Origin of the sequence: Micromonospora sp. NPDC000663, assembly GCF_042898105.1 — a bacterium.
In the GTDB taxonomy this organism is placed as follows: Bacteria; Actinomycetota; Actinomycetes; order Mycobacteriales; family Micromonosporaceae; genus Micromonospora.
The window spans coordinates 179,867-197,871 of the sequence record NZ_JBIAYR010000008.1 but is presented as its reverse complement, the minus strand read 5'-3'; the positions used below and the strand labels follow the sequence as shown (position 1 = coordinate 197,871).

Annotated in this window: 16 protein-coding genes; 7 read left to right on the top strand and 9 right to left on the bottom strand. The window is 73.3% G+C overall.

The window, feature by feature from the left end; translation table 11 throughout:
- Window positions 1-152: 152 nt before the first annotated feature.
- Window positions 153-1,634, bottom strand: coding sequence for an aminopeptidase P family protein (locus tag ACFY1S_RS24115; protein ID WP_387122093.1), 1,482 nt, complete (start codon window positions 1,632-1,634; stop codon window positions 153-155).
- Window positions 1,635-1,769: 135 nt separating this feature from the next.
- On the opposite strand from ACFY1S_RS24115, the gene asnB reads away from it, so the two are divergent.
- Window positions 1,770-3,731: an asparagine synthase (glutamine-hydrolyzing) gene (gene asnB / locus ACFY1S_RS24110; RefSeq protein WP_387122090.1), complete on the top strand. Its 1,962-nt coding sequence runs from the start codon at window positions 1,770-1,772 to the stop codon at window positions 3,729-3,731.
- 76 nt (window positions 3,732-3,807) lie between these two features.
- Here the strand turns inward: asnB and ACFY1S_RS24105 are convergent, their stop codons facing one another.
- On the bottom strand, window positions 3,808-4,926 hold the full coding sequence (locus ACFY1S_RS24105; RefSeq protein WP_387122087.1) for a lytic polysaccharide monooxygenase: 1,119 nt from the start codon (window positions 4,924-4,926) through the stop codon (window positions 3,808-3,810).
- Between the two features lie 326 nt (window positions 4,927-5,252).
- On the opposite strand from ACFY1S_RS24105, the gene ACFY1S_RS24100 reads away from it, so the two are divergent.
- Complete coding sequence (locus tag ACFY1S_RS24100; protein ID WP_387122084.1) at window positions 5,253-6,398, top strand: XdhC family protein; 1,146 nt, start codon at window positions 5,253-5,255, stop codon at window positions 6,396-6,398.
- A gap of 96 nt (window positions 6,399-6,494) precedes the next feature.
- The gene (locus tag ACFY1S_RS24095) at window positions 6,495-7,427 is read left to right on the top strand and encodes a carbohydrate kinase (protein ID WP_387122081.1); all 933 of its coding nucleotides are present in this window, start codon (window positions 6,495-6,497) and stop codon (window positions 7,425-7,427) included.
- On the opposite strand, the gene ACFY1S_RS24090 is transcribed toward ACFY1S_RS24095, so the two are convergent.
- Both ACFY1S_RS24090 and ACFY1S_RS24085 read right to left on the bottom strand, forming a co-directional pair.
- Window positions 7,424-8,254 (bottom strand): MBL fold metallo-hydrolase, encoded by an 831-nt coding sequence (locus tag ACFY1S_RS24090; RefSeq protein WP_387122078.1) that lies wholly within the window; start codon window positions 8,252-8,254, stop codon window positions 7,424-7,426. The two genes, ACFY1S_RS24095 and ACFY1S_RS24090, sit on opposite strands and share 4 nt — an antisense overlap.
- Window positions 8,251-8,655 (bottom strand): thioesterase family protein, encoded by a 405-nt coding sequence (locus ACFY1S_RS24085; protein ID WP_387122075.1) that lies wholly within the window; start codon window positions 8,653-8,655, stop codon window positions 8,251-8,253. Before ACFY1S_RS24085 ends, ACFY1S_RS24090 begins: the two co-directional genes overlap by 4 nt.
- Before the next feature lie 127 nt (window positions 8,656-8,782).
- On the opposite strand from ACFY1S_RS24085, the gene ACFY1S_RS24080 reads away from it, so the two are divergent.
- A complete protein-coding gene (locus ACFY1S_RS24080) occupies window positions 8,783-9,811 on the top strand; it encodes a phosphatase PAP2 family protein (protein WP_387122072.1) in 1,029 nt (342 codons plus the stop codon).
- Window positions 9,812-9,819: 8 nt separating this feature from the next.
- Here ACFY1S_RS24080 and ACFY1S_RS24075 read toward each other — a convergent pair whose 3' ends face one another.
- The 3 genes from ACFY1S_RS24075 to ACFY1S_RS24065 all read right to left on the bottom strand — a co-directional run bounded on the left by ACFY1S_RS24075 (window position 9,820) and on the right by ACFY1S_RS24065 (window position 12,240).
- Entirely contained in the window at window positions 9,820-11,223 is a 1,404-nt protein-coding gene (locus ACFY1S_RS24075; protein ID WP_387122069.1) for a PH domain-containing protein, read from the bottom strand.
- Window positions 11,224-11,257: 34 nt separating this feature from the next.
- On the bottom strand, window positions 11,258-11,785 hold the full coding sequence (locus tag ACFY1S_RS24070; RefSeq protein ID WP_387122144.1) for a PH domain-containing protein: 528 nt from the start codon (window positions 11,783-11,785) through the stop codon (window positions 11,258-11,260).
- Between the two features lie 224 nt (window positions 11,786-12,009).
- The gene (locus tag ACFY1S_RS24065) at window positions 12,010-12,240 is read right to left on the bottom strand and encodes a hypothetical protein (RefSeq protein ID WP_357989361.1); all 231 of its coding nucleotides are present in this window, start codon (window positions 12,238-12,240) and stop codon (window positions 12,010-12,012) included.
- Between the two features lie 241 nt (window positions 12,241-12,481).
- Between ACFY1S_RS24065 and ACFY1S_RS24060 the strand changes: the two genes are divergently transcribed.
- From ACFY1S_RS24060 to ACFY1S_RS24050, 3 genes are read left to right on the top strand one after another with little or no spacing between them, the layout of a single operon-like run.
- Complete coding sequence (locus tag ACFY1S_RS24060; protein ID WP_139583809.1) at window positions 12,482-13,588, top strand: MoxR family ATPase; 1,107 nt, start codon at window positions 12,482-12,484, stop codon at window positions 13,586-13,588.
- Window positions 13,567-14,568 (top strand): DUF58 domain-containing protein, encoded by a 1,002-nt coding sequence (locus tag ACFY1S_RS24055; RefSeq protein WP_364366015.1) that lies wholly within the window; start codon window positions 13,567-13,569, stop codon window positions 14,566-14,568. Before ACFY1S_RS24060 ends, ACFY1S_RS24055 begins: the two co-directional genes overlap by 22 nt.
- Window positions 14,565-15,515 carry a VWA domain-containing protein gene (locus tag ACFY1S_RS24050; RefSeq protein ID WP_387122064.1) on the top strand — a complete coding sequence of 317 codons (951 nt, stop codon included), beginning with the start codon at window positions 14,565-14,567 and terminating at the stop codon, window positions 15,513-15,515. The genes ACFY1S_RS24055 and ACFY1S_RS24050 overlap by 4 nt, the downstream gene beginning before the upstream one ends.
- 298 nt (window positions 15,516-15,813) lie before the next feature.
- Here the strand turns inward: ACFY1S_RS24050 and ACFY1S_RS24045 are convergent, their stop codons facing one another.
- Both ACFY1S_RS24045 and ACFY1S_RS24040 read right to left on the bottom strand, forming a co-directional pair.
- The gene (locus tag ACFY1S_RS24045) at window positions 15,814-17,049 is read right to left on the bottom strand and encodes an acyltransferase (RefSeq protein WP_387122061.1); all 1,236 of its coding nucleotides are present in this window, start codon (window positions 17,047-17,049) and stop codon (window positions 15,814-15,816) included.
- Complete coding sequence (locus ACFY1S_RS24040) at window positions 17,046-17,942, bottom strand: alpha/beta hydrolase (RefSeq protein ID WP_387122058.1); 897 nt, start codon at window positions 17,940-17,942, stop codon at window positions 17,046-17,048. Before ACFY1S_RS24040 ends, ACFY1S_RS24045 begins: the two co-directional genes overlap by 4 nt.
- Window positions 17,943-18,005: the final 63 nt, after the last annotated feature.

The window sequence follows — 18,005 nt, the reverse complement described above, 5'->3', positions numbered from 1 at the left end:
GCGGACGGGCTACGGAGGCCGTGGGCGGTCAGCCACCGACGTGCGGCAGTCGCACAGAGGCGGGGCCCCGCCCGGACCGGTGGTCCGCGGCGCGGGCCCCGCCTGTGTTCCTCTTCGTCTTTCGACGTCTGGTCGTGGACCAGCAGATGCTGTCAGCCAGGGAGTCGGGGACCGGCCTCGCGCTGCTCGGCCAGCCAGGTCTCCACCTCGTCCGAGGTACGCGGCAGCCCGGCCGAGAGGTTCACCGAACCCGTCGCGGTGACCAGCACGTCGTCCTCGATGCGCACACCGACGCCGCGCAGCTCCTCGGGGACCAGCTCGTCCTCCGGCTGGAAGTACAGACCCGGCTCCACGGTGAGCACGTAGCCCTCGCCCAGGGCGCCGTCGCGGTACGTCTCCTTGCGGGCGTTCGAGCAGTCGTGCACGTCGATGCCGAGCATGTGACCGAAGCCGTGCAGCGTCCACCGCCGGTAGACGGTCGACTTCTCGTCCATCGCCTCGTCCACGCTCACCGGGAGCAGACCCAGGTCGGACAGGCCCTCGGCGAGGACCCGCATGCAGGTCAGGTGGACGTCCTTGAACTTCACACCGGGCCGGATGGCCTCCATGCCGGCCTGCTGCGAGGCGTACACGATGTCGTAGACCTGGCGTTGCAGGGCGGTGAACCGGCCGCTGACCGGCAGCACGCGGGTCACGTCGGCGGTGTAGAGGTTGCGGCCCTCGACGCCCATGTCCATGAGCAGCAGGTCACCCGGACGGGTGGCGCCGTGGTTGTGCACCCAGTGCAGGATCGTGGCGTGCTCGCCGGCGCCGACGATCGAGCCGTACCCGACGTCGTTGCCGTCGTGCCGGGCGCGCAGCGCGAAGACCCCCTCCAGCAGCCGCTCGGAGACCGCCCGGTCGGCGGGCAGCACGCGGGCCACGTCCTCGAAGCCGCGTACGGTGGCGTCGATCGCGTCCTGGAGCTGGCCGATCTCCCACTCGTCCTTGACCAGCTTCATCTCCGAGATGGCGATCGCCAGCTCCCGGTCACGGGCCGGCTGCCCCTCGGCGCGGACCCCGTCGTACGGGCGGACGGAGGCGTCCACCCGGGCGTCGAAACCGCGCAGCACCCGGGTACGCCCCGGCGCCAGGTCGGCCAGCGCCGCCTCCAGGCCGGTCAGGTCGGCGGTGGGCAGCCCCAGCTCGGTGGACTTCTCACTGAGCGTGTGCCGCCGGCCCACCCACAGCTCGCCATGGCGGCTGCGGAAGAACTCGTCGGTCTCCCGCGAGGAGCGGGGCCGCATGTACAGAGTCGCGTCGTGCCCCGAGCCGGTCGGGCGCAGCACCAGCACGCTGTCCGGGTCGTGGTCGCCGGTCAGGTAGGCGAAGTCGCTGCCCGGCCGGAACGGGTGGTCGGTGTCGTTGGCCCGGACCTTCTCGGTGCCGGTCGGGATGACGAGCGTCTCGCCGGGGAAGGCCGCCGAGAGCGCGGCCCGCCGCTTGGCGTAGTTGGGCACCTCGGCCCGAGGCGCCACCGGCAGTGCCGTGTCGCGCCAGCCCTGCCGCATGAAGGACAGGAACGCCTCCGGGAAGTCCGGATCGTGCGATTCCGTACCGTCCGCCGGCGTACCGTCGGTGCGTCCCTCGGTCATTGCGCCGCTCCCTTTCGCTTCGTTGCTGGTCCCGACGGTACCGCGCGCCCGGTTCGCGGTGGTGCCGCCAGGGGAGCGCTCCGGATGCACGGACGGCTGCGACGGGCCCGTGGCGCGCGTGGGAAGATGACCACCATGTGCGGACTCCTGGCCTTCTTCAGCGCGAACGGCAATGCCGCCGCGCACCGCGACCACATCGCCGGAGCATTGGAATGCCTGCACCACCGCGGCCCCGACGAGACAGGGGTCGAGGTGGTCGGCGACGCCTCCGGCCGGTACGCGGACGGAGTGTTCGCCCACAAGCGGCTCGCCATCATCGACGTGGCGTCGAGCCACGAGCCGCTGCCCTACGCGAACGGCCGTTACCTGCTGACCTTCAACGGTGAGATCTACAACTACATCGAGTTGCGTGACGAACTGGTCCGTGACTTCGGCGCGCAGTTCGCCACCGCCGGTGACGGCGAGGTGATCGTCGCCGGCTACCACTACTGGGGAGAGCAGGTGCTCACCCGGCTTCGGGGCATGTTCGCGTTCGTCATCTGGGACCGGCAGGAGCGGCGCGCGTTCGGTGGCCGCGACTACTTCGGCATCAAGCCGCTGCACTACCTGGAGACCGCCGACGGGCTCTACCTGGCGTCGGAGAAGAAGGCGCTGCTGCCGTTCGCGCACAGCAACTACCAGGGCGACGCGGGTGTCGACCCGGCCAACCTGAGCCACTACCTGACCCTTCAGTACGTGCCGGAGCCCGGCACGCTGCACAAGGGCATCAGCCGGATCGGCTCGGGGGAGTACCTGACCTGGACGCCGGGCGGGCGGATCGACGTACGCCGGTGGTACCGGCCGGTGTTCCGGCCGGCGCCGGTCGACGACGAGCAGAAGCTCTACCACGAGATCCGGGAGACGCTGCGCGAGAGCGTGCGCATGCACATGCGCTCCGACGTGCCGGTGGGCTCGTTCCTGTCCAGCGGCATCGACTCCACGGCGGTGGTCGCGCTGGCCCGCGAGTTCAACCCGAACATCCTCACCTTCACCGTCGGCTACGACGTACCCGGGTATTCGGAGATCGACGTCGCGCAGGACTCGGCCCGGCACCTGGACGTCACCACCATCCCCACCAAGATCGGTCCGCAGGACATGATCGACGCCTTGCCGAAGATCGTCTGGCACCTGGACGACCCGGTGGCCGACCCCGCGCTGGTGCCGCTGTACTTCGTGGCGAAGAAGGCAGCCGAGCACGTCACTGTGGTGCTGTCCGGTGAGGGCGCCGACGAGTTCTTCGGCGGCTACACGATCTACCGGGAGCCGCTGTCCCTCGGCACGGTGAACGGCCTGCCCGGCGGCGTGCAGAAGGGCCTGCGGGCGGTCTCCAAGGCGATCCCGCAGGGGGTCAAGGGCAAGAGCTTCCTGGAGCGCGGCACCACGCCGATCGAGGAGCGCTACTACGGCAACGCCCGGATGTTCACCGAGGAGGAGAAGCAGCACCTGCTGCGTCGCTACGACCCCTCGGTGCGCTACACCGACGTCACCGCCCCGATCTACGCCGAGTGCACCGAACTGGACGACGTCACCAAGATGCAGTACGTCGACCTCTACACGTGGCTGCGCGGCGACATTCTGGTCAAGGCCGACCGGATCTCGATGTCGCACTCGCTGGAGGTGCGGGTGCCGTTCCTCGACCGCGAGGTGTTCGACGTGGCGGCGAAGATCCCGGTGGACCTGAAGTTGCCGCCGCGCTCGGACGCCACCAAGTACGCGATGCGTCAGGCGTTGCAGGGTGTCGTCCCGCCGGCCATCGTGAACCGCAAGAAGTTGGGCTTCCCGACCCCGACCCGGGTCTGGCTGCGCGGGGAGATGTACGAGTGGGCCCGGCACGTGCTGAGCACGTCGGGGGCCGGTGACCTGCTCGACCTGTCGTACGCGCTGCGGCTGCTCGACGAGCACAAGCGGGAGGAGGCCGACCACTCCCGCAAGGTGTGGACGGTGCTGATCTTCTGCATCTGGCACGCCATCTTCGTGGCGAAGACCCTCGACCCGGGCATCCAGCGCAACCAGTCCGCCCTGCTCACGAAGCCGGTGGTCGGCTCCATGGTCCGCTAGTTCCTGTCGATCAAGAGGTTTGCGTCATCCGGAGTGGGTCCGGTGACGCAAACCTCTTGATCAACTAGTGGATCGGTCAGCGACGGGCGCAGGTGACCGTCGGGAGTCCGTTCGTTCCTGACGCGCTCGCCAGGAAGCCGAACGTCGTGGTGCCCTCCGGTGCGACAGTGCCGTTGTAGGCGACATTCGTGGCTGTCACCGAGGAACCGGACGACGTCTGCGTCGCACCCCAGATCTGACTGATCGACTGCCCGTTGGGCCAGGTCCAGCTCGCGGTCCAGCCGTTGAACGGCGTACTGCCGTGGTTCATGATCGTGACCTCGCCCTGGAAGCCGCCCTGCCAGGCGCTGCTCACCTTGTAGACCGCCATGCAGTCACCACCCGCGGGCGGCGGGGTGGTGGTGGGCGGCGGGTCGGTCGGCCCGGGCGTCGGGGTGGTAGGCGTCGGGGTCGGGGTGGTAGGCGTCGGGGTCGGCGACGTCGTGCCGTCCTTCACGCCGGTCACCTGGCCGTTGCCGCCGTCGAAGACGACGTCGGAGCAGCCGAAGAAGTTCTCCTGCGAGTCCGAGCGGACCCAGCGGGAGTAGATGATGTGCTGCCCGCTCTTGCCCGACGGCAGGTTACCGCTGAAGTAGTAGTGCCCCTCGTTGGTGCCGACCGCGCCGCGCTGCGGCGGGTTGGTCACGGTGAGGAACGGCTGCTCCTCCAGGTCACTCCAGGCCAGCGCCCGGGTCGGGCTCCAGCTGTTCTTCGTCACGTAGAAGTAGAACGTGCCCGGGTGGTGCGCCCAGTTGCTGTACCGGAAGTCCAGCCGCGCACCCGAGGTCAGGTGGGTCAGCGGCCAGTCGGTGCGGGGCAGGTCGTAGCCGCGGTAACCGGAGTTGCCACCGCTGCACAGCTGCCCGTCCGGGATGAAGCCGGTGGTCCGGCCGCCCGCGTCGGAGCGCAGCACGCTGAACCAGTTGTAGAGCGAGTTCGCCCCGCTCTGCGCCACCGCGGCTGAGCACGCCGGGTTGGTGGGCCGGATCTCGCCGGTCTGGCTCAGGCCGTCCTGCCAGCACAGGTAGGTGCGGCTGCCGGGGGTCATCGCCGCGCCGTGCGCGGCCGCCGGCTGTGGACTGGACGCCAGGGCGACGGCGCCCAGGGCGAGGGTAAGGGCCGCGGTGAGCAGCGCGGCCGTACGGGAACGGTTCACGGGATCTCCTGACTCGCGAGGCGTGCCGCCCGAGCCGCCCCGCCCAATCGGGTGGGATGTGGCGATCACGGCGACGTGTCTGGCCGGAGGCGGCCAGTGGACGCGCGCCATCAGCGGTCCTGTCACGGACCGGCGCCCTCGCGTCGAACAACCCGGCAACCGGCGGCGCGGCAGCCCTCGCACCGCCCGGTATGCGCCATCCCACCATGCCGCCCGGCCGGCTCGCAATAGCCGGTTCTCGATATGTCGGACCGCCCGCAGCGTCACCGCCTGCGGCATATCCTGCCAAAAGGGATGAGCTGGGATCCACAGCGGGGAGGCGGCGCGTGCCGGACCTGTTCGACGAGATGCACCGCCGCTGCCGCGCCGGCGAACCGGTGGCCCTGGCCACGGTCGTGGCCACCTGGCGCTCCGCGCCGCAACCAGCGGGCGCCGCCATGCTGGTCGCCGCCGACGGCACGGTCACCGGCAGCGTCTCCGGCGGCTGTGTCGAGGCCGAGCTGTACGAACGCGCCCGCCGGGTCCTCGACACCGGCGCACCCGAACTCACCCGCTACGGAGTCAGCGACGACGACGCGTACGCCGTGGGGCTGACCTGCGGAGGGGTGCTCGACGTGTTCGTGGAGCGGGTCGACCCCTGGCGTCGTACGGAGCTGGAGGCGGTCGACGCCGCCCGCCGCGCCGGACAACCGGCGGCGGTGATCACCTGCGTGGCGGCCGACAACGGCGAGGGCGCGGTCCCCACCGATCCGGCCCGGCGGCTCGGCCGGCGGCTGGTGCTGACCGCCGACCAGGTCACCGGGTCGCTCGGCGACGACCGGCTCGACGACGCCGCCACCACCGACGCTCGCGGGCTGCTCGCCGCCGGACACAGTGGCCTGCTCCGGTACGGCTACCACGGTCAACGCCGGGGCCTCGGCCTCAGCCTCTTCGTGACCGCCTACGCCACACCACCCCGGATGATCGTCTTCGGCGCGATCGACTTCGCCGCCGCCGTGGGCCGGATCGGCGCGTTCCTCGGCTACCGGGTCACCGTCTGCGACGCTCGGCCGGTCTTCGCCACCGCACGACGATTCCCCGAGGCCCACGAGGTCGTGGCGCAGTGGCCGCACCGCTACCTCCGTACCGAACTGGACGCCGGGCGGGTCGACGGACGCACCGTGGTGTGCGTGCTCACCCACGATCCCAGGTTCGACGTGCCGCTGCTGGAACTGGCGTTGCGCCACCGGCTCGCGTACGTCGGGGCCATGGGCTCGCGACGCACCCACGACGAGCGGCACAAGCTGCTGCGCGAGGCGGGACTCAGCAGCGCCCAGCTCGCCCGGCTCGCCTCCCCGATCGGGCTGGACCTCGGTGGTCGTACCCCCGAGGAGACCGCGGTGAGCGTGGCCGCGCAGATCGTCGCGGCCCGGTGGGGCGGATCCGGCCGGCCGCTGACGGCCCTCGCCGGGCCGATCCACGAGCCGGCGTAGCGCGGCCGTGCGTCGCCTTCCACGCCCGCCGGGCCGCCCGCTGTGCCAGCCTGGTGCGGCGGGCGGTGGCGGCCCGCGACGAACGGAGGGAGCGGCATGGGATACGCGGTGGTGCTCGGCGAGGCGCTCGTCGACCTGATCGACAGCGAGTGTGACGGGGAACGGGTGTACCGGCAGGCCATCGGTGGCGGCCCGCTCAACGTCGCCGTCGGGGTGGCCCGACTCGGCGGCGCGGCACAGTTCGTCGGCTCGCTCGGCGACGACGTGCTGGCCGGTCGGATCCGCGCGTTCCTGGCCGCCGCCGACGTCGGGCTGGCCGGAGCGGTGACGGCGCCGGCGTCCACCTCGCTGGCCGTGGTCACCCTCGCCGGCCCGGAACCCGACTTCCGCTTCTACGGCGAACCGCCCTCCTACAGCCTGCTCGGCCCGGCCGACCTGGACCTGGCGCTGATGGAGGGCGCCGACGTGCTCTACTGCGGCTCGGTGGTGCTGCTGCGACCCTCCACCCTGGCCGCCGCCCGCAGCGCCTGGTCACTCGCCACCGGTCTGCGGGTCTTCGACCCGAACGTGCGGTCCCGCCTGCTGGACGGGCCTGCCGCGCTGGCCGGCCTGCGCGAGGTGGTGGCCGAATTCGCCGCCGGAGCGCACGTGGTGAAGTTGAGCGGCGCGGACGCGCAACTGCTCTACCCGGGCGAGCCGGCCGAGGGGGTGGCCGCGTACCTGCGGGAGCTGGGCGCCGCCACGGTGGTGGTGACGCTCGGGGCGACCGGCGCGGTGCTCGCCGCCGCCGCCGACCCGGTCCTCGTGCCCGCGCCCAAGGTCGACGCGATCGACGCCACCGGCGCGGGTGACTCGGTGATGGCCGCGTTGATCGCCGATCTGCTCCTAGACGGCGAGCCAGAGAGCCCCGAAGGCTGGGTCGAGCGGGTGGCGTTCGCACTGCGGGTAGCCGGCCTGGTCTGCGAATCCCCAGGCGGCGCCACCGCCATGCCCACCCGAGCCGACGTCGACCGCCGCTTCGGGACCTAGGCGGTGCCGTCCAGTTCCAGGTAGCCGCGCTTGGCGGCGACCAGGGCGGCGCGGGCGCCGAAGGGGGCCTCGGCGGCCACCCGCTCGGGCGGCGCGCTGCCGGTGTGCGCGGCCCGGATCAGCCAGGCCAACCGCACCAGGTCGGCGTGCTGGGCGCGGACGAACTCGACGTCCACCGGGTCGCCGTGACCCGGCACCACCACCGTGCGCGCAGTGGTCAACCGCAGCAGGTCCGCGACCGCGTCCGGCCATTGCAGGGGGTACGAGTCCTCGAAGGCGGGCGGCCCGCTCTGCTCCACCAGGTCCCCGGCGACGAGCACATCCGCGTCGGGCACGTGCACCACCAAGTCGGCGTCGGTGTGCCCGCGACCCGGATGGCGCAGCAGCACCGGCCGGCCACCCAGATCGATCTCCGTCTCGGTCTGTACGGTGTGCGTCGGGGCGAGTAGCGAGGTGGCGGCCAGCTCGGCGGCGAGCGCCGGATGATCGTGACGCAGCTCCTCGTACGCCTCCCGGCGCAGCCGCTCCGGGAGCTCACGCAGGGCCGCGGCGGCGAGGGCGTGCGCGTACACCGGTCGGGGTGGGTCGCCGGCCAGGACGGCGTTGCCGAAGCAGTGGTCGTAGTGGTGGTGGGTGTTCACCACGGTCAGCGGACGGTCGGTGACTTCCCGGACGGCGTCGCGCAGCTCGACGGCCTGGGCGGCGGAGGACAGCGTGTCCACCAGCAGCGCCTCGTCGGCCCCGACGACAAGCGTGACGTTGACCCGCAGCAGCGGTTCGCTGCGCACGTACACCCGGTCGGCGACCTCGACGAACCCGGCGGTCACGAGGACCGCCCGGCGCGCTCGACGAAGCGTTGCCGGTCCACCAGGATCCGGTCCACCCGGCCCCGGGCCACCGTCTGGTCGCCGTCGCTGACGGTGACCTCGAACGACAGCCTGCGGCCGTCGACGGTTGCCAGCAGCGCCTGCGCCCGGACCGTCCGTCCGACCACCGTCGGCGCCAGGTGTTCCAGCTCGACGCGGGTGCCGACAGTCGTCGACCCGGAGGGCATGCCCATCGCCGTCGCCGCGACCGTGGCCGCCTCGACAAGCGCCAGCACCCGGGGAGTGCCGAGCACCGGTACGTCCCCGGAACCGACCGCCTGGGCGGTGTCCGCGTCACTGACGGTCAACTCGACCTGGGCGGTCAGACCCGGCGCGAAGGCCGGCTCGGGCTGCTCCTGCATGGTCGTCAGCCTAGGTGCTCATCCGGGCCGCCGAGCACGCGCCCGGTGATCCCGGTGCGCCCGCCCGGAACGACCTACGGGTGGTCCCCGTCGGTCGATGCCGTATCCGTCGTTAACCTTGACCGCGATGGCCGTCGTGACTGACCCCCAGCCCCCCGCCCGCACCGACCCGCCCGCGTCGCCCGACGGGGGCCGTCGGCGCGTCGTCGCCATGACGATCTGGGCGGTCGCCTTCGTCGCCGCGTGGCTGGCGATCGGGCTGCCCACCGACCCCGCGTACGCCTTCGTCTGGATCTGGGCGGCGACGATCGCCTGGAACAGCGACCGGCCGTGGCGCAGCCACCTGCGCTTCGCCCGGGACTGGGTGCCCGTGGTGCTGCTGTTCGTCGTCTACAACCTCTCGCGCGGGTTCGCCGACAACGGCGCCACCCCGCACGCGATGGAGCTGATCGTCGCCGACCGGTTCATGTTCGGCTGGGCCACCGGCGGCGAGGTGCCCACCGTCTGGTTGCAGGAGCACCTCTACCGCCCGCAGGTGCACTGGTGGGACATCGCCGCGAGCTGGGTGTACTTCTCGCACTTCGTGGTGGCACTGGCCGCCGCCGCCGTGCTCTGGCTGCGGGACCGGCACCGCTGGGCCGCGTACATGCGGCGCTGGGGTTTCCTCTGCGCCGCCGGCCTGGTGACCTACTTCCTCTACCCGGCCGCCCCGCCGTGGTGGGCGGCGCAGAACGGCCTGCTCACCGAGGTCGCCCGGATCTCCACGCGGGGCTGGAAGGCGTTCGGCATGCACGGTGCCGGCAACGTCCTCAACGCCGGTCAGATCGCCTCGAACCCGGTCGCCGCGATGCCGTCGCTGCACACCGCGTGGGCGCTGTTCGTGGTGCTGTTCTTCCTGACCACCACCCGTCGCCGCTGGTGGCCGCTGCTGCTCGCGTACCCACTGGCGATGACCTTCACCCTGGTCTACTCGGGCGAGCACTACGTGATCGACGTGCTGGTCGGTTGGGCGTACGTGGGGATGACCTTCCTGGTGGTCGGCCTGGCCGAGCGGGCCTGGAGGGCCCGCCAGACCCGCCGCTCACCCCAACCCCCACCACCGGACCCCGTCGATCATGAAGTTGTCGGCAGCGGGGAGGGCGTGTCGCGGCGATAACCTCCTGATCAGGGGAGGCGCAGGCGGGCGGCGTGCGCGCGGGCGGTCAGCTCGGCCGCCAGGGCCCACGCCTCGGCCACGTCCCGGTCCTCGGCGGCGGCACCCGCACCGCCGGCGGTGTCCGCGTGGACGGTGGCCAGCCCCAACCGGCGCTGCACGGGCCCCTGCACCACCCGCACGCTCTGGATCCGGGCGTACGGCACGATCACCAACTGCCGGGTGAGCAGCCCCGAGCGGGTCGCGAACACCCGGTCGAACAGACCCGCGCCGAGCGCTCCCCGGCCCAGTGGGTGCACCCAGCGGGTGCGGGGTGGCGGTGGGGTCAGCGCGAGCCCGTCGAGGCGTACGCCAGGCAGCACCTCGGCGACGATCGTGGCCGCCGTCGGCAGGTCACCCACCGGCAGCAGCCGGTCCGGCCGGTTGCGGTCGTCGGCCTCGGCGAGCGAGTACCCGGCCACCTCCAGCCGCAGCCGCAGCCAGCCGTTCACCCGCCAGAGCAGCGGCCAGGTGGCCCGCACGGTCTGCACCCGCTCCAGCGGCACGGTCTGCGCCCGGGTCTCCAGCAGGCCGTTGTGGACGCGCAGCGTGGCGCCGTCGCGACCCAGCCGGAAGTTCCAGTCGTCGAGGACCCGGCGGATCGGTTGCAGCAGCACGCCCGCCATCGCGGTCACCGTGCTGGCCACCGCGACGAACGACCACGAACCGGCGGTGAGGAACTGCACGACGACGAAGGCCACGCCGAACGGGAGCAGGAACGCCTGCGGCGTGAGCAGTTGACTGACCAGCAGGTCCCGGTTGCGTACCGCGTGCAGGGGCCGACCCGGCACGACAGCCGGGGCCGGTCCCGCCGTGGTCGAGGGAGCGGCGTCCGGCGCGGACGGCTGGGCCACCCGGCCGGCCAGCGCCAGCAGCCGCTCGCGCAGCCGGGCCGCGTCGGCCACCCCGAGGTACGCCAGCGGCGCCTCCGTCTTGCCCCCACCGACCACCTCCAGCCGCAGCTCGGCCAGGCCGGTGAGCTGGGCGAGCAGCGGCCGGACCACCTCCACGGCCTGCAGACGCTCCAGCGGGATCGCCCGCGTACGCCGCCAGAGCAGGCCCTCGTGCACCCGCAGTTCGCGGCCCACCACGTGGTAGCCCGTGTTGTACCAGCTGATCACCGACAGCACTGTGGCGCCGAGCGCCAGCACCGCCACCATGGCGGCGAACCACCCGAAGCCGACCCGGGACAGCGTCGACCAGGACAGCCCGGCGATCACCACGACCAGCGACTTGGCGCCGTGCAGCGCCGGGCTCAGGGGGTGCAGGCGCTGCCGTGGCTCGGCGTCGACACCCGGTGGCGGCGTCGGCCAGGTGTGGGGGACGGTGTGGTGCGGCGGTGCGCCGACGGGCGGCTCGGCCGGGTGGTCGCTCATCGGGGCGGCCTCCGACGCTTGTCGGCTCGGGGCGTCACAGCCCCTCCGCCCGGTCCTCGCCGAGGGCGGTGAGCCGGTCGCGCAGCCGGGACGCTTCCGCCGGGCGTAGCCCGGGCACCCGCGCGTCGCTCGCCGCTGCCGCCGTGTGCAACTGCACGGTTGCCAGGTCGAAGGCGCGTTCCAACGGCCCGGCGCTGACGTCGACGAACTGCATCCGCGAGTACGGGACGATGGAGAGCCGCCGGACCAGCAGCCCGTGCCGGACGAGCAGGTCGTTCTCGCGTTCGGCGTACCCCCAGGCCCGGACGGCGCGGACGATCGCCACGGCACGCCACAGGCCGAGCACCGCGACGACGGCGAGGGCGAGCCCGAACAGCCAGTGGCCGCTCAACGCCCAGCCGACCGCCGTGACCGCCAGCCCGATGGCCACCACGATCGCCAGCCGGATCAGCTCCACCCAGATCAGGTCCGTGGAGATCGACTGCCACTGGACCGTGTCCGGCCAGGGCTCCAGCGGCCCGCGCCCCACCGGCCGGGGCGGCAGGAGGCCGGGCGCCGGCAGGTCGGGCGCGCGCTGACCGGTGGTGGGAGCCGGCCGGTGCCCGGGCGGCGGAAGCGCGCCCGGTGGCAGGGGGGCGGGCGACGAGACGTCGGGCGCGGTGGGGTCCGGGCCGAGCGTGCCGGGCGCCGGGAAGGCGCCGGGCGGCGGCTCGACGGCCGGTGGGGCGCCCGGAGCGGGCGGCTGGGACGGAAAGGTGGGGCCGGGGGAAGCCGGTGGGTCGCCGCTCACATGTCGAGGGTAGGCGATCCTGGCACCGCGGTGACCGCGCGCAGGAAGCCGCGAGCGTCCAGGAAGTCGCCGAGAGTGCCGCGATGGTCGGCGCAGGCGAGCCAGGTCTTGCGGCGGTCGGCGTCGTGCAGGCGCGGATTGTTCCACTCCAGGGCCCAGACGGCGGCGGCGCGGCACCCTCGTGCCGAGCAGACCAGGGGCTCATCGGCCGGGGAGGGGATGCTCATCGCGGCCAGTCTAGGGCGACGCGACGGAGAGCTTGAGCGCCGGGCGGCCACGGGGGGAGCCGCCCGGCGACGGGGTGAATCGTACACGCGGCAGGCGGGTCCGTGTCCACCCGTCACGGGCGATTCGGCCGTCGAGGACGGCGCGGCGAAAATCGGCTTCTCCCCACCTCGACACTCAGGAAGGCGTGCGAGTCTTGATACCGCACCAGCCGCGACGACCAACCAACGCTGTGGAGGACCGGTGGCCCAGCCGACCACGCCCGACGCTCCGACGCCGAACGGGGCGTCGGCCCCGGAGAAACCCGCTCCGGTGACGACTCCCGCGCAGGACGCCAGCCTGCTGGAGAAGGCGCTGTTCGAGATCAAACGGGTGATCGTCGGGCAGGACCGGATGGTGGAGCGGATGTTCGTGGCGCTGCTCGCCCGCGGTCACTGCCTGCTCGAAGGGGTGCCCGGGGTGGCCAAGACCCTGGCCGTGGAGACCCTCGCCAAGGTGGTCGGCGGGTCGTTCGCCCGGGTGCAGTTCACCCCGGACCTGGTGCCCGCCGACATCATGGGCACCCGGATCTACCGGCAGTCGAGCGAGAAGTTCGACGTGGAGCTGGGCCCGGTCTTCGTCAACTTCCTGCTCGCCGACGAGATCAACCGGGCGCCGGCCAAGGTGCAGTCGGCGCTGCTCGAGGTGATGAGCGAGCGGCAGGTGTCCATCGGTGGGGAGAGTCACCGGGTGCCCGACCCGTTCCTGGTGATGGCCACCCAGAACCCGATCGAGCAGGAGGGCGTCTACCCGCTGCCGGAGGCGCAGCGGGACCGGTTCCTCATGAAGATCGTGGTGGGCTACCCGACGGACGCCGAGGAGCGCGAGATCGTCTATCGGATGGGCGTGGCCGCGCCCGAGCCGACGGCGGTGTTCGACACCCCCGAGCTGATCGCGCTGCAACGCAAGGCCGACCAGGTGTTCGTGCACAACGCGCTTGTCGACTACGCGGTACGCCTGGTGCTGGCCACCCGCGCCCCCGCCGAACACGGCATGCCGGACGTCGCCCAGCTGATCCAGTACGGGGCCAGCCCCCGTGCCTCGCTCGGGCTGGTCCGGGCCACCCGCGCGTTGGCGCTGCTGCGTGGCCGCGACTACGCCCTGCCGCAGGACGTGCAGGACATCGCCCCGGACATCCTGCGGCACCGGTTGGTGCTCAGCTACGACGCGCTCGCCGACGACGTGCCGGCCGACCACATCGTGCACCGCGTGATGTCCACCATCCCGCTGCCGGCGGTCGCTCCCCGCCAGCAGGCCACCCCGTCGACGGCCCCGCCGCCGGGCGCCGGCTGGCCCGGGCAGCGCCCGTGACCTCACCCACCCCTCGCCCCGCCCCTCTCGCCGACCGCAGTGAGGCGGTGCTGTCCCGGCTCCAGTTGCTCGTCACCCGCAAGCTCGACGGCCTCCTGCAGGGCGACTACGCGGGCCTGCTCCCCGGTCCGGGCAGCGAGGCGGGGGAGTCGCGCGAGTACCGGCCCGGCGACGACGTACGGCGGATGGACTGGCCGGTCACCGCACGGACCACGACGCCGCACGTGCGGCGTACGGTCGCCGACCGGGAACTGGAGACCTGGCTGGCACTCGACCTGTCGGCAAGCCTCGACTTCGGCACCGGGCAGTGGCTCAAACGCGAGGTGGTGGTGGCAGCCGCCGCCGCCATCACCCACCTGACCGTGCGGGGCGGCAACCGCATCGGCGCGGTGATCGGCACCGGCGGCGGCGCGTCGGCCCCGGCCCGACGCTGGCGGGGCGGACCACCGCCGCCCGGGCCGGGAGTGCTCACGCGGCTGCCCGCGCGCTCCGGCCGCAAGGAGGCCCAGGGCCTGCTGCGTGCCGTCGCCGGCACCGCCATCCAACCCGGCCGGGGTGACCTGGGCGCCCTGATCGAGATGCTCAACCGCCCGCCCCGCCGTCGCGGCGTGGCCGTGGTGGTCTCGGACTTCCTCGCCCCGGCCGAGCAGTGGTCCCGGCCGATGCGCAAGCTGCGCGTACGACACGACGTGCTGGCGATCGAGGTGGTCGACCCGCGCGAGTTGGAGCTGCCCGACGTGGGGGTGCTGCCGGTGGTCGACCCGGAGAGTGGTGAGCTGCACGAGGTGCAGACCGCCGACCCGCGGCTGCGGCAGCGCTACGCCGAGGCTGCCGCCGCCCAGCGGGCCGCGATCGCCGCCGCGTTGCGCGGTGCCGGCGCGGCCCACCTGCGTCTGCGTACCGATCGAGACTGGCTGCTGGACATGGTGCGTTTCGTCGCCGCGCAGCGGCACGCGCGTACCCGGGGGACGACACGATGATCCGTTTTCTGCAACCGTGGTGGCTGCTGGCCGTGCTGCCGGTGCTCGCCCTCGCCGCGTTCTACGTCTGGCGGCAGCTGCACCGCCGGGCGTACGCGATGCGGTTCACCAACGTGGACCTGCTGCGTACGGTGGCGCCCAAGGGGCTGGGCTGGCGTCGGCACGTGCCGGCGACGGCGTTCCTGCTCTGCCTGCTGGTGCTGGCCACCGCGCTGGCCCGGCCCGCGGTGGACACGAAGGAGCCGCTGGAGCGGGCGACTGTGATGCTCGCCATCGACGTGTCGCTGTCGATGCAGGCCGACGACGTGGCGCCGAACCGGCTGGAGGCGGCGCAGGAGGCGGCCAAGCAGTTCGTCGCCGAGCTGCCGGAGAGCTACAACCTGGGCCTCGTGTCGTTCGCCAAGGCCGCGAACGTGCTGGTGCCGCCGGGTAAGGACCGGGACGCGGTGACCGCCGCCATCGACGGTCTGGTGCTGGCCGAGGCGACCGCGACCGGCGAGGCGGTGTTCACCTGCCTGGAGGCGATCCGGTCGGTGCCGGCCGACGGCGCGGCCGGCATCCCGCCGGCCCGGATCGTGCTGCTCTCGGACGGGTTCCGCACGTCCGGCCGGTCGGTGGAGGAGGCGGCGGCCGCCGCCCAGGCGGCGAACGTGCCGGTCTCCACCATCGCGTTCGGCACGGACACCGGTCAGGTCGACATCGGTGGGCAACTCCAGCGGGTGCCGGTGGACCGGCTGGCCCTGGCCGAGCTGGCCGAGACCACCGAGGGCTACTTCTACGAGGCGGCCTCGGTGAGCGAGCTGAAGCAGGTCTACCAGGACATGGGCAGCTCGATCGGCTTCCGGACCGAGCCCCGCGAGGTGACCCAGTGGTACGCCGGGGTGGCGTTGCTGCTGGCGCTCTGCGCGGGCGCGCTCAGTCTGCTCTGGTCGTCACGGATGCTCTGAGGCGCCGGGCCGGCGGTGGTCAGTGACCGCCGCCGGCCAGTACGAAGACGACTGCCACCCAGACGGCGGCGAGGGTGAAGCCCAGCGGGGCGACGTAGCGGCTCATGGACGGCTCCGGGTGGCGGCTGGACGGTCCGCGAGCGGGGGCGGACCGCAGGGGGTGGGGACGCGCACACGAAGTCGTGACCGGGAGGCTCCCGGCGACCGCCCGGGATCGGGCGGCGCGGCACACTCACCTCGGCAGGCGCCGAGGCGGTGGGGAGCGGAGCGGGGTCAGCTCACCTGACTGAGTCGTGGCTCAGCGGGGCTGACCATCGGCCCGGCCACGACTGGGAGGATCGCTATCTCGCACAGCGATCACCTCCTGCAAGTCGGCCCGGCCGGAACGTCGATCATCGTACACCTGAGGTGTCGGGCGGACGCACTCGGCCGACCGGCCGGCGACCCGTCCCCCGCCCGGCTGCCCTGCCCCCCGGTGGCCCCTTCCGGCCCGCACCAGCACGACAAGCACGAGAGCGAGCAACGGCAGCCAGCAGCAGCGCGCCAGCACCCACAGCGGGTCGTCCGGCGGGGTGTGCAGACCCGGCAGCGCCACGCCGCCCCGAGCGGTGAGGGCCGTCACCGCGACCAGCACGGGCTGGTGCCACAGGTAGATCCGCACCGCGTCGCGGTTCGCCGCGCGTACCGCGCGGGCCGGCGCCTGGCGGGTCAGCAACCGCTCCAGCGCGGGGCGGGCCAGCAACCCCACCCCGACCTGCGTGACCGCCAGCGCCACCGCCAGCAGCGACGGCGGGTTCAGGTTCGACACCCCCGCGCCGGGCACCCCGACGGCGCTGACCGGGTACCCCAGCGCCAGCAACCCGGCCAGCGCGGTGGCACCGCCGACCGCCAGCCCGGCCGCCGCCAGCCGGTCCGCCAGCAGTCCGTCACCGTGCGCCAGGCCGAGCAGGTACGGCACCGCCCAGGCCACCAGCACCGCCACCGGCGGCACGTCGACGCCCTCCGGCAGCACACGGACCGCCAGGTCCATCCCCGCCACCACGACCACCGCCGGTACGACCAGACGCGCCAGCCCCCACCGGCGTACCGCGGCGCGCAGCGGGCCGGTCAAGGCGACCAGGAACACCAGGGGTGCCAGGAACCACAACGGGCTGACCGCGAGCCGCAGCGCGACGGCGAGCGTGTCGTCCGGGGTGCCCACGACCGTGGCGGCGAGCAGCACGGCGGCGCCCACGCCCAGCAGCGCCACCACGCCCAGCAGCAGCCGGCGCAGCCGACCGGCCAGCCAGCCCGACGGCCGGACGCCGTGGCGGGCCAACGACCGGGCCGAACCGAACCCGGCGGTGAAGAAGAACAACCCGAGGGTCTGCAACACCCAGGTCACCGGTGCCAGACCGGGCAGCGCGGCCAGCGGACTGGTCTGCCGCAACCCGCCGCCGTCGGTCACCACGAGGGCGGTCACCAGCCAGTGCCCGAGCACCACCCCACCGATGGCGTACGCCCGCAGCGCGTCGACCGCGCGGTCGCGGCTCACCGGACCGCCCCGGCCGGGTCGGCGCCGAGCACGACACCCGCGACCGCGAGCAGCGTGGCGCTGCCCGCGGTCAGGTAGTCGTCGTGCCCGGACACCCCGGCCACCGGCAACGGCCGGGCGCCGAACGCGGGATCGCCCGGCCGACGGCCGAAGCCGAGCCCGGGCAGCCGCACCGGCGGCACCCGACGGATCCAGTCGGTGGCCGCCTCGGCCGCCCAGAACCGTCGCCCACCGGGCAGGTCGTCGGCGCTCTGCACGCCAGCGCCGATGCCGCCGAGGCTGACGACGTCGGTGACCTGGGCCGGGGCGTGCGCGGCGGCCAACGACACCACAAGCGCGCCATAGCTGTGCCCGACCAGGGTGATCGTCGCCCCGGGGCGGCGCGACGCCAGCTCCCGCAGCAGCGCGGCCAGCCCGGCCGCGCCACGCCGGGCGCCGAAGTCACCGGCGGCCGCCAGCACCCCGTCGGGCGGGTCGTAGCCGAGCCAGGCCAGCACAGCGACCCGTGCCGCCGGGTCGCCCGCCCGCAGCTCCCGGTAGAGCTGCCCGGCCTGCACCGCCGGCGCCCGCCGGGCCACCCCACCCAGCCCCCTGTCGAAGTCGGCCAGGGTGGTGCCGACCCCTGGCACCAGCACCGCTATCCGATCCGCGCCGGCCAGGTCACCCAGCACCTCGACCGCACGGCCGTCGCCGCGCTCGTCGAACAGCAGGAACCGGCGTCCGTCGGCGGCCCAGTCCGCGTACGGGGGGCCGGCTGCGCGCATCGCCGCCGCGGTCACCGGGTACGCCTCGACGAACCCGACCGCGGCGACCGGCTCGGATCGGGTCGGCAGGACCAGGTTCACGCCGAGCAGCGCGGCCACCGCCACCCGGCTGGCACCTCGTCGTCGCATCAGCTCTCCCTCCGGAATGTCGTCCGGAGGGAGAGTGCGCGAAGGCGTGGTGCCCGGTCGTCG

Excerpts from the sequence above, each read along its gene's own strand:
- ACFY1S_RS24115 (WP_387122093.1), bottom strand. The coding sequence starts at position 1,634 with ATGACCGAGGGACGCACCGACGGTACGCCGGCGGACGGTACGGAATCG.
- asnB (WP_387122090.1), top strand. The coding sequence starts at position 1,770 with ATGTGCGGACTCCTGGCCTTCTTCAGCGCGAACGGCAATGCCGCCGCG.
- ACFY1S_RS24095 (WP_387122081.1), top strand. The coding sequence starts at position 6,495 with ATGGGATACGCGGTGGTGCTCGGCGAGGCGCTCGTCGACCTGATCGAC.
- ACFY1S_RS24085 (WP_387122075.1), bottom strand. The coding sequence starts at position 8,655 with ATGCAGGAGCAGCCCGAGCCGGCCTTCGCGCCGGGTCTGACCGCCCAG.
- ACFY1S_RS24080 (WP_387122072.1), top strand. The coding sequence starts at position 8,783 with ATGGCCGTCGTGACTGACCCCCAGCCCCCCGCCCGCACCGACCCGCCC.
- ACFY1S_RS24075 (WP_387122069.1), bottom strand. The coding sequence starts at position 11,223 with ATGAGCGACCACCCGGCCGAGCCGCCCGTCGGCGCACCGCCGCACCAC.
- ACFY1S_RS24065 (WP_357989361.1), bottom strand. The coding sequence starts at position 12,240 with ATGAGCATCCCCTCCCCGGCCGATGAGCCCCTGGTCTGCTCGGCACGA.
- ACFY1S_RS24050 (WP_387122064.1), top strand. The coding sequence starts at position 14,565 with ATGATCCGTTTTCTGCAACCGTGGTGGCTGCTGGCCGTGCTGCCGGTG.
- ACFY1S_RS24040 (WP_387122058.1), bottom strand. The coding sequence starts at position 17,942 with ATGCGACGACGAGGTGCCAGCCGGGTGGCGGTGGCCGCGCTGCTCGGC.